General features: G+C 46.0%; 10 protein-coding genes. 3 read left to right on the top strand and 7 right to left on the bottom strand.

Translation table 11 applies throughout. The features are described 5' to 3' along the window. Positions 1 to 9: 9 nt before the first annotated feature. Genes acnD through DEU30_RS03635 form a run of 3 tightly spaced genes read left to right on the top strand, consistent with a single transcriptional unit; the run spans position 10 to position 4,050 of the window. Positions 10 to 2,604 (top strand): Fe/S-dependent 2-methylisocitrate dehydratase AcnD, encoded by a 2,595-nt coding sequence (acnD, locus tag DEU30_RS03645; protein ID WP_011234671.1) that lies wholly within the window; start codon positions 10 to 12, stop codon positions 2,602 to 2,604. A 12-nt stretch (positions 2,605 to 2,616) separates the two neighbouring features. Next, a complete protein-coding gene (gene prpF / locus DEU30_RS03640) occupies positions 2,617 to 3,795 on the top strand; it encodes a 2-methylaconitate cis-trans isomerase PrpF (RefSeq protein WP_114981256.1) in 1,179 nt (392 codons plus the stop codon). After that, positions 3,796 to 4,050, top strand: a complete 255-nt coding sequence (locus tag DEU30_RS03635; RefSeq protein ID WP_110013224.1) for a hypothetical protein — start codon at positions 3,796 to 3,798, stop codon at positions 4,048 to 4,050. It abuts the gene before it with no gap. Positions 4,051 to 4,066: 16 nt separating this feature from the next. Here DEU30_RS03635 and DEU30_RS03630 read toward each other — a convergent pair whose 3' ends face one another. The 7 genes from DEU30_RS03630 to DEU30_RS03600 all read right to left on the bottom strand — a co-directional run bounded on the left by DEU30_RS03630 (position 4,067) and on the right by DEU30_RS03600 (position 13,466). After that, positions 4,067 to 4,681 (bottom strand): hypothetical protein, encoded by a 615-nt coding sequence (locus DEU30_RS03630; RefSeq protein WP_110013223.1) that lies wholly within the window; start codon positions 4,679 to 4,681, stop codon positions 4,067 to 4,069. Positions 4,682 to 4,903: 222 nt separating this feature from the next. Continuing rightward, positions 4,904 to 6,871, bottom strand: a complete 1,968-nt coding sequence (locus tag DEU30_RS03625) for a methyl-accepting chemotaxis protein (RefSeq protein WP_237699331.1) — start codon at positions 6,869 to 6,871, stop codon at positions 4,904 to 4,906. A 120-nt stretch (positions 6,872 to 6,991) separates the two neighbouring features. Next, complete coding sequence (locus DEU30_RS03620; protein WP_011234666.1) at positions 6,992 to 7,738, bottom strand: 3'-5' exonuclease; 747 nt, start codon at positions 7,736 to 7,738, stop codon at positions 6,992 to 6,994. 3 nt (positions 7,739 to 7,741) lie between these two features. After that, positions 7,742 to 9,595, bottom strand: a complete 1,854-nt coding sequence (locus tag DEU30_RS03615; RefSeq protein ID WP_011234665.1) for a DUF294 nucleotidyltransferase-like domain-containing protein — start codon at positions 9,593 to 9,595, stop codon at positions 7,742 to 7,744. Between the two features lie 71 nt (positions 9,596 to 9,666). Beyond that, positions 9,667 to 11,289 carry a BCCT family transporter gene (locus DEU30_RS03610; RefSeq protein ID WP_034821243.1) on the bottom strand — a complete coding sequence of 541 codons (1,623 nt, stop codon included), beginning with the start codon at positions 11,287 to 11,289 and terminating at the stop codon, positions 9,667 to 9,669. 292 nt (positions 11,290 to 11,581) lie between these two features. Next, positions 11,582 to 12,190, bottom strand: coding sequence for an outer membrane beta-barrel protein (locus DEU30_RS03605; RefSeq protein WP_011234663.1), 609 nt, complete (start codon positions 12,188 to 12,190; stop codon positions 11,582 to 11,584). A gap of 106 nt (positions 12,191 to 12,296) precedes the next feature. Continuing rightward, positions 12,297 to 13,466, bottom strand: a complete 1,170-nt coding sequence (locus DEU30_RS03600) for a M14 family metallopeptidase (RefSeq protein ID WP_011234662.1) — start codon at positions 13,464 to 13,466, stop codon at positions 12,297 to 12,299.

The following is a 13,466-nucleotide window of genomic DNA, read 5'->3' as shown; positions in this document are numbered from 1 at the left end:
TGGTAACTCATGACTTCATACCGTAAAAAACTCGCTGGTACTACGCTCGAGTACTTTGATACTCAAGCCGCTGTAGATGCGATTGAACCGGGTGCCTATGCGCGCCTGCCTTATACTTCCCGTGTATTAGCTGAAAACTTAGTCCGTCGCTGCCCGGCGGATATTCTGACGCAATCGTTAGAACAGTTGATTTACCGCAAAAAAGAACACGATTTCCCATGGTTCCCGGCACGCGTTGTCTGTCATGATATTTTAGGTCAGACAGCCTTAGTGGATTTAGCCGGATTGCGTGACGCCATTGCTGAAAAAGGCGGGGACCCCGCCAAAGTGAACCCTGTGGTACCAACCCAGTTGATTGTTGATCATTCACTGGCCGTTGAGCATGCAGGTTTTGATAAAGACGCTTTTGAAAAAAACCGGGCTATTGAAGACCGTCGTAACGATGACCGTTTTCACTTTATTAACTGGACCAAAACGGCGTTTAAAAACGTTGATGTCATTCCTCCCGGCAACGGCATTATGCACCAGATCAACCTGGAGAAAATGTCCCCGGTAGTTCAGGTACGCGACAATGTCGCTTTTGTCGATACCTGTGTAGGTACTGACAGCCATACGCCAATGGTTGATGCCTTAGGTGTTATCTCTGTCGGTGTTGGTGGCCTGGAAGCGGAAAGCGTTATGCTGGGGCGTGCATCTTATATGCGCTTGCCTGACATTATTGGCGTTGAGCTGAGCGGTAAACTGCAACCGGGTATTACCAGCACGGATTTAGTGTTGGAAATGACCGAGTTCTTGCGTAAAGAGCGTGTCGTTGGCGCCTACCTGGAGTTTTACGGCGAAGGTGCAGAAGCCCTAACCGTTGGCGACCGTGCAACCATTTCTAATATGACACCGGAATACGGCGCGACTGCGGCCATGTTCTATATTGATGATCAAACTATTGATTACCTGAAACTGACCGGTCGTGACGATGACCAGGTAGAATTGGTTGAGCATTTTGCCAAAGAAACCGGATTGTGGGCCGACAGCTTAAAGTCTGCCGAATATGGCCGAGTACTTAAGTTCGATTTATCGAAAGTTAAGCGTAACCTGGCCGGGCCTTCGAACCCGCATTCGCTGCTACCGGCATCGGAACTGTCGGAGCGTGGTGTTGCGAAGCACATTGAGAACCCGGAAGAGGGCAAAATGCCTGACGGAGCGGTGATTATTGCGGCTATTACCAGCTGTACTAATACCAGTAACCCACGCAATATGATTGCGGCTGGCCTTATTGCCCGTAACGCGAACAAGTTGGGGTTAACCCGTAAGCCATGGGTGAAATCATCGCTGGCACCGGGATCTAAGACGGTCAAAATGTATCTGGAAGAAGCTGAATTGTTGCCTGAGTTGGAAGATTTAGGCTTTGGCGTGGTGGCGTTTGCCTGTACCACCTGTAACGGTATGAGTGGTTCGTTGGATCCGAAAATACAGCAGGAAATTATTGATCGCGACTTATTCTCTACGGCGGTATTGTCTGGTAACCGTAACTTTGACGGTCGTATTCACCCTTATGCTAAGCAGGCGTTCCTGGCGTCTCCGCCATTGGTCGTAGCCTACGCCATAGCGGGTACCATTCGCTTTGATATTGAGAAAGACGTATTGGGCATTGACCCGGACGGTAATCCGGTAACGCTGAAAGACATTTGGCCAAGCGACGAAGAAATTGATGCCATTGTGAAACAGAGTGTTAAGCCTGAGCAATTCCGTAAGGTGTATGACCCGATGTTTGACCTGTCGGTGGATTACGGCGAGAAAAACAATCCGCTATATGACTGGCGCCCGCAAACCACTTATATTCGTCGTCCGCCATATTGGGAAGGCGCATTAGCTGCAGAACGTACCATGAAGGGCATGCGCCCGTTAGCCGTGCTGGGTGATAACATCACCACCGACCATTTGTCACCGTCAAACGCCATTATGGCTGACAGTGCGGCGGGTGAGTATCTGGCGAAAATGGGGGTTCCGGAAGAGGACTTTAACTCTTACGCAACGCATCGTGGCGACCATTTAACAGCGCAGCGCGCGACCTTTGCTAACCCGAAACTGTTTAATGAAATGGTGAAAGGCGAAGACGGTAAAGTCATTCAGGGCTCGCTGGCACGCATTGAGCCGGAAGGTAAAACCGTGCGCATGTGGGAAGCCATTGAACACTATATGGAAAACAAACAGCCGCTGATTATTGTCGCTGGTGCAGACTACGGTCAGGGCTCGTCACGCGACTGGGCGGCAAAAGGTGTGCGCTTAGCGGGTGTTGAAGTCATTGTTGCCGAAGGTTTTGAGCGTATTCACCGTACCAACTTAATTGGTATGGGCGTATTACCGCTGCAGTTTGAAGAGGGCACTACACGTAAAACGCTGAATATTGACGGCACTGAAACCTTTGATGTGAAAGGTACACCTGAGGCCGGGTCTAAGCTAACGCTGGTGATTCATCGTGCCAATGGTGACAGTGAAGAAGTGCCGGTACAGTGCCGCTTAGACACCAAAGAAGAAGTGTCAATTTATGAAGCCGGCGGTGTGCTGCAACGTTTTGCTCAGGACTTTTTAGAAGCAGAAGCAAGCTAAGGAGTTCTAATAATGAAGCAGAAACCACAAATTAAAATTCCCGCCACCTATATGCGTGGCGGGACCTCGAAAGGCGTATTTTTCCGTTTGCAGGACTTACCCGAACCGGCACAACAGCCGGGTGCTGTGCGTGATGCCATGCTGATGCGTGTAATCGGTAGCCCGGATCCTTATGCCAAGCATACCGACGGTATGGGAGGTGCGACCTCGAGTACCAGCAAAACGGTTATCGTCTCTAAAAGTGAGCAACCAGGCCATGACGTAGACTACCTGTTCGGTCAGGTGTCTATTGATAAGCCTTTTGTCGACTGGAGCGGAAACTGCGGGAATTTATCTTCAGCAGTAGGACCATTTGCTATTGCTAACGGTCTTGTCGATGCTGAGCGTGTACCTGAAAACGGTGTGTGCGAAGTGCGCATCTGGCAAGCCAATATTGGCAAAACCATTGTCAATAAAGTGCCTATGGTTAATGGTGAAGTGCAGGAAACTGGTGACTTTATTCTGGACGGTGTCACCTTCCCGGCGGCTGAAGTTCCGGTGGAGTTTATGGACCCGTCTGCCGACGGCGAATCCATGTTTCCGACCGGTAACTTAATCGATGATCTAGAGGTTCCTGGCATTGGTACATTAAAAGCTACGATGATTAATGCGGGCATCCCGACCATTTTCCTCAATGCGGAGGAAATTGGATACGACGGTACTGAGTTGCAGGGAGTCATTAACGGTAGTCCGGAAGCTCTGGAGCGCTTTGAAACCATACGTGCCTATGGCGCGGTGAAGATGGGCTTGATTGATGATATTGCCGAAGCGGCTAACCGTCAGCACACCCCAAAAGTGGCTTTTGTGGCAACGCCAAAAGACTACACCGCATCCAGTGGCAAGGTCATTAAGGCCAACGGCATTGACTTGCTGGTAAGGGCGATGTCGATGGGAAAATTGCATCACGCCATGATGGGCACTGCTGCTGTTGCTATCGGCACTGCTGCAGCTATTCCAGGTACAACCGTTAATTTAGCCGCGGGCGGTAAAGACCGTACTATGGTGAATTTTGGCCATCCTTCAGGTACCTTGCAAGTAGGCGCTGAATGTAAACAGGTGAATGGTCAATGGACAGCCATTAAAGCCATTATGAGTCGCAGTGCCCGAGTGTTAATGGAAGGGCAGGTGCGTATTCCGGGGGACGTTCTTTAAGTGGAAAAAGCTACGCAAGTCAAGTTACTTAAAATTGCCATGGTCACCGGCATTACCCTAATTTTGTTAGGGCATGTTGTGCTGGCTGTGACTATTGGCAACGATGATATTGATTTTCGTGGCTATATTTTGGGGGCAGCGATGAATGCTGTTGGCGTTATTCTGTCGCTGCCCACCAAAATTTATCTCACTCTGGTGCTAATGGAAAAGGAAGAAAAAAGTAATAAAAATACGCACTGGAGCGATATTAATTAGTTTTACTCGGCAAACCTTAGTCCGCGTATCCCCATGGAGTAGCTGGTGTTTCAACCGGCTCCGTTAAGTCAAAGTCCACCCGAAACTCGCGACCTTCTCTAACCAAACGATACGTAAAGGTATTGTCGTGAATGTACATTTGCCAGGTGTTTGTATTTGATTGCGGGACGCCAAGTTCAATAAATAACTCTTTAGAATAGGCATCTACAGGAAAGGATTGTGCAGTTGCATAGCCCTTGTCAGTGGTATGTCCGCCATACATAGTTAACGGATCATAGTTGCCGTCAGGTTTACGGTGATCGTGTTTTAGGCTAATACCTGAGCCTGTTTGGGTTAATATCCAGGTGCGCGAGTGGTTGTCTCCGACATGAAAAGGGATTTCGATTCGTTGTTCACCACACTTACGAACGTGCATCACTAAGTCACCTTCGAACCCTTCTGAAGTTGGCGTATCGACTGTTACCTCGCCTGCATAAGAATTACCACAAAGCTTGTTTATAGCAGCAAAAAACTCAGCCTGAGCCTGAGTTGAAACCCTGGGAGCTGGTTTAATCACTTGATCCTGAGCGATCGAGGTATGAGATAATGCTGTTCCTAAAAGTAAAGTAAGCATGGAAAGCCGGATTTTCATTATTGTTACCTTTTTGCTTTTTATAAAACCAATTTCTGATGTGGTTTTTTTGAGACTAAGAGAGCAAGGGTGATATTAATTAGCGTCAGAGTCCAGACTTTTTACTTAACTTCACACGCGTTGAATTAAACAAGAAATTACCCGCAGACTCTTTTCTGAGCGCCCTGAGAACAGAAAGCCCGACAATAAAAAAGTCAGGCCTTATAGTCATTGAGGTAACAATTAAGCGGTTTTAAACTCCATCGCTAAATCTTGTAATTCTCTGGCCGATTTAGCCTGTTCCTCGGTTACGCTCTTAATCTCCTGCGAGCCTGTCAGAATAAGAAGCGACGCTTCATTAACTGACTCCATATTGTTGGCAATATCTTTTGCTACAGCAACTTGCTCTTCAGATGCGGTCGCTATTTGAGTCGACATTTCGGAGATACTATTTATGTCCTCAGATATGACTGCAAAAGCCTGTTCTAGCTCTCTGGCTTGCTCCTCTGTTGCTGTGGCTATAGATTTACTTTCATTCACATCTTTATAGGCGGCATCTGATAGCTGCTGAAAACCGGTCAGCATTTCAGAAATTTCATTGGTTGAATTATGAGTCTGGCTTGCTAATTTTCGCACCTCGTCAGCCACAACTGAAAAACCACGACCATGTTCGCCTGCGCGAGCGGCTTCGATTGCAGCATTTAGCGCAAGTAAATTAGTCTGGTCGGCGACATTTTGAATAACGTCAATAACGCGATTAATGTTAACGCTGCGTTCCTGCAATTGACTAATTACTTCGCCTACATTTCCTATCGCAGAAGCTAAGGCTCTGACACTGTTGATACTTTCGCGAACAGCGGCTTCACCTTTGTTTTTGCTGTTGATGGAACTATCGGCAGCATCGACAACGCGTTGAATATTCTCGCTAATTTCTGATGCGGTAGCGCTCATTTCTTCAGTGGCAGTAGCGACCTGTTCGGTTTGTTTTTGCTGACGGGTTATTTGCTCCGAGTTTTGCGAAGCAGTAGAGCTTGTTTCTTCGGTTGCCGTGGCAAGCTGAACACTCATTTGATCAATTTTATTCAAAGAAGCGTTAAACTTCTCCAGCAACTGGTTAAAAGCCGAACCAATATTCCCCAGTTCATCCGTTGTTTTACTTGAAACTTTCCGGCGTAAATCTTTGTTTTTCATTACAAAGTCTATGCCTTCGAGGAGCTCTCTTACCTGGCTGTATATTCCTTTCAGAATAAAGAACGTGAGTACTACAATCGCCAGGATAAAAGCAGAAATCAGAATAACTAACAGCCACAACTGGCTTAACGTTTCGCTTGCTGTTGCTATAGAGGATTCACTAACGACTTCGAGCACCGCCTGATTCGCTTTATTGATTCTGGTGATATATTGAGTACTGAGTTGGAACCATTCCATACCACTCAGTTGAGAAAAAACATCGCTTTCCAGAAGCTGCTCGCGTGTGGCTTTTACTTTAGCCAGCTGAGACGAATTTATCAGTTCTTCTATCAGCGGTTTTAACGACTTATTCGCGGCATAGAAGGCGTTATCCAATAGCGCATGCTGTTGTCCGGACAAACTTTGCAGTTTAGCCAGTTCTTTCGTATTGGCTTGTCCGGAGGCTAAATAAGCAGCGACAGACGCTCGTTCTTTTCCTGCCGCTTCGGCTGTATTTGCTATTAAAGAATAGGTGCTGAGTTCCCGCGTAATTTGCGAATTTGAGGACTCAGCAATGACATCGTCGACAACACTAAGTAATGAGCTTATGGCTTGAGTATAAAGGTTCACCATTTGCTGGCGATCCATTTGGCGGCTGTCTATTTTACCGCGCCACTCATCCAGTTTATTGTTTTGTACAGCTTCAATTTTCTGCTGAATTTTCTTTGAAAAAGTTATTTCAGCTGCAATATTTTGTGTTTTAGTTAAGAACTGGTTAATAAATTGATCCAGCTCATCGCGCTGCCGCTGTAAATTGTCTACATTATTCTGACTGAAGCCAGAGGCCATAGTCAGTGCTGAAAGACCACGTTCACGTTGTAAGGCCCCAACCACGGGAGCACTGGCAACGGTTAAATCAGTTAATAATTCAATATGGTGTGCTTCTGAGTAACGCTGATATGTCGAAACTAAGTTCGTTACCGCAAGAAACATCATCATAAATAAGGGGGGAAGCACCAACAACAGTAGTTTGTTGCGCATTGATAAATTGCCCAGCCAGTTCATATTTGCCCTCGATTCGCCTAAGCCGAAATTGAATATTATATTTCGGCTTAGGCGCGACAATCGCTCACCTTTAAGGCGTACCTCCCAACGAGTAGATCAAGGCAGCCAAATCTCACCAAGTGGGGTATCTGGCTCAAAGTGATAGGCTATCTGAGCCTGCAGAAGTTCCGCACATGCCAGTGCGTCAGTTAACGCATTATGCGGCGGATAAAAAGGTAGGTTATAGCGGGTACGACTGTCCGCAAGGCGAATTGATTCCGGTTTTTTTCCAAGTAGTTTTTGCCAGAAGGATAACGGTTTACGGTGGAATCGAGCTTCAATTTCCATTGTATCAATAAGCGGAAACTGGATGTTTTCGTGCAGGCGTTCTTTAATTCCCCGTTGCAGGAAAGGGCGTTCAATGCCGTGGTAATGAACAACCCAGACTTTTCCGGCGACAAGCTCCAGTAGCTCATCAATAATACTTTCTAAATCGGGGGCGTGTTCAATTTCGCTATGAGTAATACCATGTATAACGACGGATTCATCCGTAAGACTGCGTCGTGGTTTAACAACCCAGCTTTTTGCCTCTGAAAATAAAATCCGCTCTGTGGTCATAGGTATTGCGGCGATGCTGACTATGCCATGCTGTTCAGGATCTAAGCCCGTGGTTTCAAAGTCGACGGCAACCATGGGCGTTTTATTAATGGGCGTATCCGGCGAACTGATGCCCTGACTGTAATACCGTTTAAGCGCCTGAGAGTGGCTCAGCTGTTCTAAGGTTTCAAATTGTTTGGGCCAGTCAATGTTCTTAGATTTTCTGGGCTTTTGTTTTTGTTTGTTTTCCGGGGCAAGATAAAGCATTGCCTAGCCTCCCGAGTAACGGTAACGCAAATATTTTTGTGCGTTACTTAGAATTTGAAAGGCGTCTTTTAAGTTTTTACGCTCAAAATGAGATAAGTCTTCCGGAGCAACGTTATTGTCAGGCACTTCACCCGCCGAAATGGCTAACGCCTGATGTCGAATTCTCACCATAGAAATTAATTCCAGAGCATCACGTAAATCTGGTCCGCGACCTTGTGGCAAAATTTGTGAATCAATAATGTCTTCAAGACGAGTAAAGGAATTGCGCTGTGATGAAGCAATGGCCAGAGCATGAACACGGATCAAATCTGCAACAGGGCCGGTGCCGCGACGTTTGGTATTGATGCTGTCACGGTGTTTGCCATCTTTTTCCATGACAAAGTCTTTAAAAAAGCCCAGAGGGGGCGTGCGGTTTAGCGCATTACGTGCCATAGAGCCTAAAAACCGTTTATTTCCTTTGGCTTTTTTTCGTATCAGTGAATTGAGCTCATCGGCGAATTTTTGTTGCCCCCAGACGCCGTCCAAATCAAAAAATATGGAGGAGTGCAGCAGCTTTTCCGGTGACGGGTTTTCAATCCAGTCGGTAAAGTAGTTTTTCCACACTTTTAACGGTTGTCGCCAGGCATCGGTGGTGGCCATAATGCCGCCCGTACAATAGGTATAGCCGCAGGCATTTAAGCCGTCGGCCACAAAGCCCGCTAACTCTTTAAAGTAGGCATCGTGCTGTTTGGGATCAAAATCGTCGTGTAAAACCATAGCGTTGTCCTGATCCGTGACAATACTTTGCTCGTCACGTGCCATTGAACCCAAAGCCAGGAAACAGTAGGGCACCGGTGGCGGTCCGAATTTCTCCTCGCCAAGCTCTAAAAGCCGCTGTTTGAACGAACGACCAATGGTAGCCATTGCCGAACCTATCATCCGCGAGTTCGCATCTTCGTTAACCATGCGCACAAAACTGGCGCGGACACTTTCTGCAAGTTCGGTTAGCTCTTCAATAGAGTTTTGCTTAAAAATACCACTGACAATAAACAGAGTACTTTTTGACTCATGCTGTGCCACATCCGATAAAGCTATGACACCTACAACCTGACCTTTTTTCAGCACCGGCAAATGGTGAAGGTTGGTTCGCATCATTATCAACAAAGCTTCGAACACGCGGTTATTATGCTGAACAAATGTCAGGTTCTCGGTCATTATAGAAGACACAGGATGGGTGCTGGAGCGGTTTACCGCCAGAACACGTTTGCGCAGATCTTTGTCCGTTATAATGCCCACCGGAAGATGCTGTGTTTCATCGATAATAAGTAGTGATGATACCTTTTCATCTGTCATTTTAGCGGCTGCATCATGAATGCTGGCATTCAAATCAATAGAAACCGGCTCACGCGTAATGATTGTATCGACGGTTGCAGAAAGCGATTCATTACGATTTTCCTGCTCTTTTACTGCTTGATTTATGCGCCTGTGCCCTTCAACTTCAACTGCGTCGGCAAAGCTGTCATATTCATCGAACAAGCGATTAAATAAACTGCCGGGAATAAAGTAGATAAGCGTATCTTCTAGTGCTTTGACGGGGTAGCGAACACGACCTTTACGCAGTAAACCCGCTTCACCAAAAAAACCACCTTCGCTTAAACGATTAAACAGGTCGCCGTTACGGTTGTAGGTTTCTACTGAACCGTTCCTAATGACGTATAAATCAGAAATTGACTCATTATATTCAAGTACTTGAGAGCCGGCTTTGAAATAGCTGATTTCAGTGTTTTTGGCAAGCTCAACAAGTTCGTCTTCAGGTAACTCATTGAAAGGAGGGAAACGACGTAAAAAATTCAGAATTTCCAGATGTTCGGCTTCCATAATTGTACCTGTTATAGCAAAAGCGGCGCTTCAGCGCCGCTTTTAAATGGGTAAGGAGCTTTCGCTAATAGCTACTTAGCAGGTTTACCAACTCTTGGCTCGGAACGCAATCCCTGAACGACTGCAAAACAGGAAGCCAATAAAACAATGGTAAACGGTAAGCCTAAGGATAAGGACATTGCCTGCAGGGCAACGAGACCACCGCCAAGTATCAGCGCAATTGCGACTAACCCTTCAAACGTACACCAGAATATACGCTGAGGTACCGGTGCTTCAACTTTACCGCCTGCGCTTATGGTATCGATAACCAGCGAGCCTGAATCAGACGAGGTAATGAAAAATACCATAACCAGAATAATACCCACAAACGATGTTACTTCTGTCCAGGGCAAGCCTCCCAGCATAATAAACAGTTTGAGTGAAAGCTTTTCACTGGCTATTTGCTCAGCTCCCGCAACGAATTGCTCTATTGCCGCGGTACCGAATACTGTCATCCAAAATACGCAGGCCAGAGAGGGTATCAGTAATACAGAGATTAAGAACTCACGCACTGTACGGCCTCTTGAAACGCGGGCAATAAACATACCTACAAAAGGTGACCATGCAATCCACCATGCCCAGTAAAACGATGTCCAGCCTTGAGAGTAACCCAGGTCTTCTCGTCCAACCGGATTTGACAGGGCTGGGAGGTTAACAATGTAATTGTAAAGGTTTTCCGCGAAACCGGTGAAAATAGCTACCGTCGGGCCGACAATAATGACAAACAGCATCAGAATAGCCGCCAGTGACATATTCACTTGCGATAGTCGCTGTACACCTTTTTCCAGGCCTGCAAGAACTGAAATTAATGCGATAGCGGTTATCCCCATAACCAGCAGCACATCGGTGGTATCACCTTCAGCCCAGCCGAATAAAAAGTTTAGTCCTGCTGCCGCCTGAGAAGCACCCAGTCCAAGTGATGTTGCAAGACCGAATAAGGTTGCCAGTATTGCGATAATATCAATGATATGTCCTGGCCAGCCCCATACGCGCTCGCCCAGAATTGGGTAAAAAATAGAGCGTATTGTTAATGGTAAGCCTTTGTTGAAAGAAAATAAGGCTAAACCTAAAGCAAGAACGGCATAAATAGCCCATGGGTGCAGAGCCCAGTGAAAAATGGTTGCAGCCATGCCTAATTTTATTGCTGCAGCCTGGTCACCGCCAGCACCGCCAAGAGGTGCTGAGTCGGTACGAATACCATCCGCGTTAAACTCAGTTCCACCAAATGCAGCACTAAAATGAGTAATCGGCTCAGAGACACCGTAAAACATGAGTCCAATACCCATGCCTGCGGCAAACAGCATTGAAAACCAGCCCAGGTAAGAAAAGTCGGGGGTTGCTTCAGTGCCGCCTAAACGCACGTTCCCTAATGGTGAAACAATTAAGAATAGACACAGAAGCACAAAAATATTAGCTGCACCAATAAAGAACCAGTCCAAATTAGCGGTTAACCAATTTTTTGTACTTGTGAATACCGGCTCCGCCTGATTCTGGAACATTAAAGTAATCACCACAAAGGCGACGATCGCAAGTCCGGAGATAGCGAATACGCGGTTATGGAAATCCAGACCAAAAGGTCCTACTTTCATAACAACGTTATCTTGTCCTACTTGGTAATCCGTATCGATTGGATTGACTTCACCGTCAGGAATCATTGGGTCGTCGGCTTTGCGCTCGCGCTCGAGGTCTTTGTCACCGCGGAGCACTTCCTCTTCTTTTTTATTCATTTGCTCTCCCCTGTATAAAAATAGGTACTCTTACGCTTTAAATTTAAGCGTTTATTCTAAATTTACTAATAGAGTATAGAGAGCTACGGAGGTTTCTTAAAGTTAGATCGGTTTTTTGCAGTAAAAATAATGAATTAGAAAAATTAAAAATATTGGAGTGGTGTGCTGGCGTGTCTCTATAGAAGTTGGCACGCCAGCGTTTAAGCATTTAGACTGAGAGTTAGAAGCTGTACCGGACTGTTGCGGCGACAGTATCGACGTCCTGATCGATTTCATCTAAATCGTAGAGTTTATAACCAACACCAAGAGAGAGGTTACTGGTTAAGTGAAAGAAAGCTGAAGCGTCATAACGAATACCATTTTCGTCATCAATGTCCAGATAGTCAGCTTTCACCGACAGCTCAAAAAAGTCGGTGATCATTGAACGAATGCCAACGCCGGCTCCGTATCCTGATTCATCGAAAGATTCTGAGCCAAGGGCGTCTACTGAACCAACAAGTTCAAGCTTTTCGTATGTAACTGTGGCGAAGACGTCGGTCGACTCTGTGATACCGTGATTAAAGCCGATACCTGCATTAAGTGAATCTAAATCAACATCACCGAGATCCGATTCATCACCAACGGAGTCGAAATTGGCCAATACAAAAATTGAGTCACTTAATGAAAGCGAGCCGGCTACGGCGTAACCATCCATTGTAATGTCTTCGTCGATAGGCGTTTCAATATCGGTTTCTATGTAGGAGGCCTGAATTTTATCCCAGTTAGGAGAGTCGGCAAACGCGCTAGTTGAAGTTCCAATCAATGCAATTGCAATTAATGTTTTCTTCATAATGCTTCCTTAGTTGAGAGTAGTTATTCAAAAAAGTAACCAAGCGGTTATCTCTCTTTAAAGCTAGCTACACCTCGGTCAGTCAGCAAGGCCCTTTACGAAACCTTTAATCTAAGCGGTTAATTAAAGAGATCAGAGCGGCTTCCGCAACCTTTTTAATGTTATTGCGTTCTTCGTTGTCACTTACTTCATAGGTCACCGCGTGAGCGGCAAATTCATCAGCGATAAACTGCTTAAAAACACCACTTTCAGGATGAGCTCCGGGCTGATAATCAAGTTCTACTGAACCGACAAGTTCTTCAATTTCCTCAATCCAGTTGTAGACTCTTTGAGGGTTTCTCAAAGGCACGCCACTGCGGGGTTCGTAGTCTTCAGGCATGGTGTAAAACACATTTTTTCTGGTAGAATGGAAGTCAATTGCAAATTCAATTTTGCCGCCGTCTTTAACCAGCTTTTTGAGATAATTAGCCATGGCCTGAGTTTCCGGCAGGGTCAGATTTTTCCAGTCTCTGTTCATATCGATGCCTGCCGCGGTTAAGCGCCAGTTACCATGATAGACCCCATCCGGATTCATATTGGGTACCAATAGAATGTTGTACTTTTGTCGAAATTTAACGACGTAAGGCTCGTCGCTAAACAGCAACTCACCAAAATGCAGTAGTGCTAACGCGCCGGTAACTTCGGGAGGGTGTTGACGGCCAATTAAAATTATCCATTTATCGCTGGACTCAACTCTATGCTCCAGAGCTGCCAGGTTACGCCCTTCACTGGAGACACCAAGAGAAATAACTTCGGTCTGTTGCGGCTCTTTAATAAGACTACTGAGCCACTCAATATAATGAACGTTATCAATAATCTCCTGTCCGGCAATATACTCTTTGGTTTGGCCTGAAAGGGTTAATTCAAATTGAAGCGTGCCGTCGCCCTCAGAAAATGGAATTGCGTGCCAAATATCATCGCCTTCACTACGTTTGGGTTTATATCGAGAAACCCCTTCACTGGCGACCAAAGTAATATCGATTGTTTGGCTTGTTTCAGTTTTATTTTTTACCGCAAAAGCATACCAGGGACTTGGGTTAATTTTTTCCCGTTCAGGCTCCAGAAAAAGCTTGTATTGATTATCACCTGTTTTCTCACAATGGTTCAGGCGTCCCACAGCAAAATTGATAGTGAACTCGATCTGCTCAAAAGAGCAGTCCTCCGGTTTTTTATCCGTCTCTCCGGGCTGCTGAAGTGCTAACTGGCTTAATAACGCAACATTAGCTAGTGTGAGCAT

It is taken from the genome of Idiomarina sp. 017G, from assembly GCF_004362265.1.
Classification (GTDB): domain Bacteria; phylum Pseudomonadota; class Gammaproteobacteria; order Enterobacterales; family Alteromonadaceae; genus Idiomarina; species Idiomarina loihiensis.
Note: the sequence above shows the minus strand (reverse complement) of the source record. Positions and strands in the feature narration are given on the sequence as shown.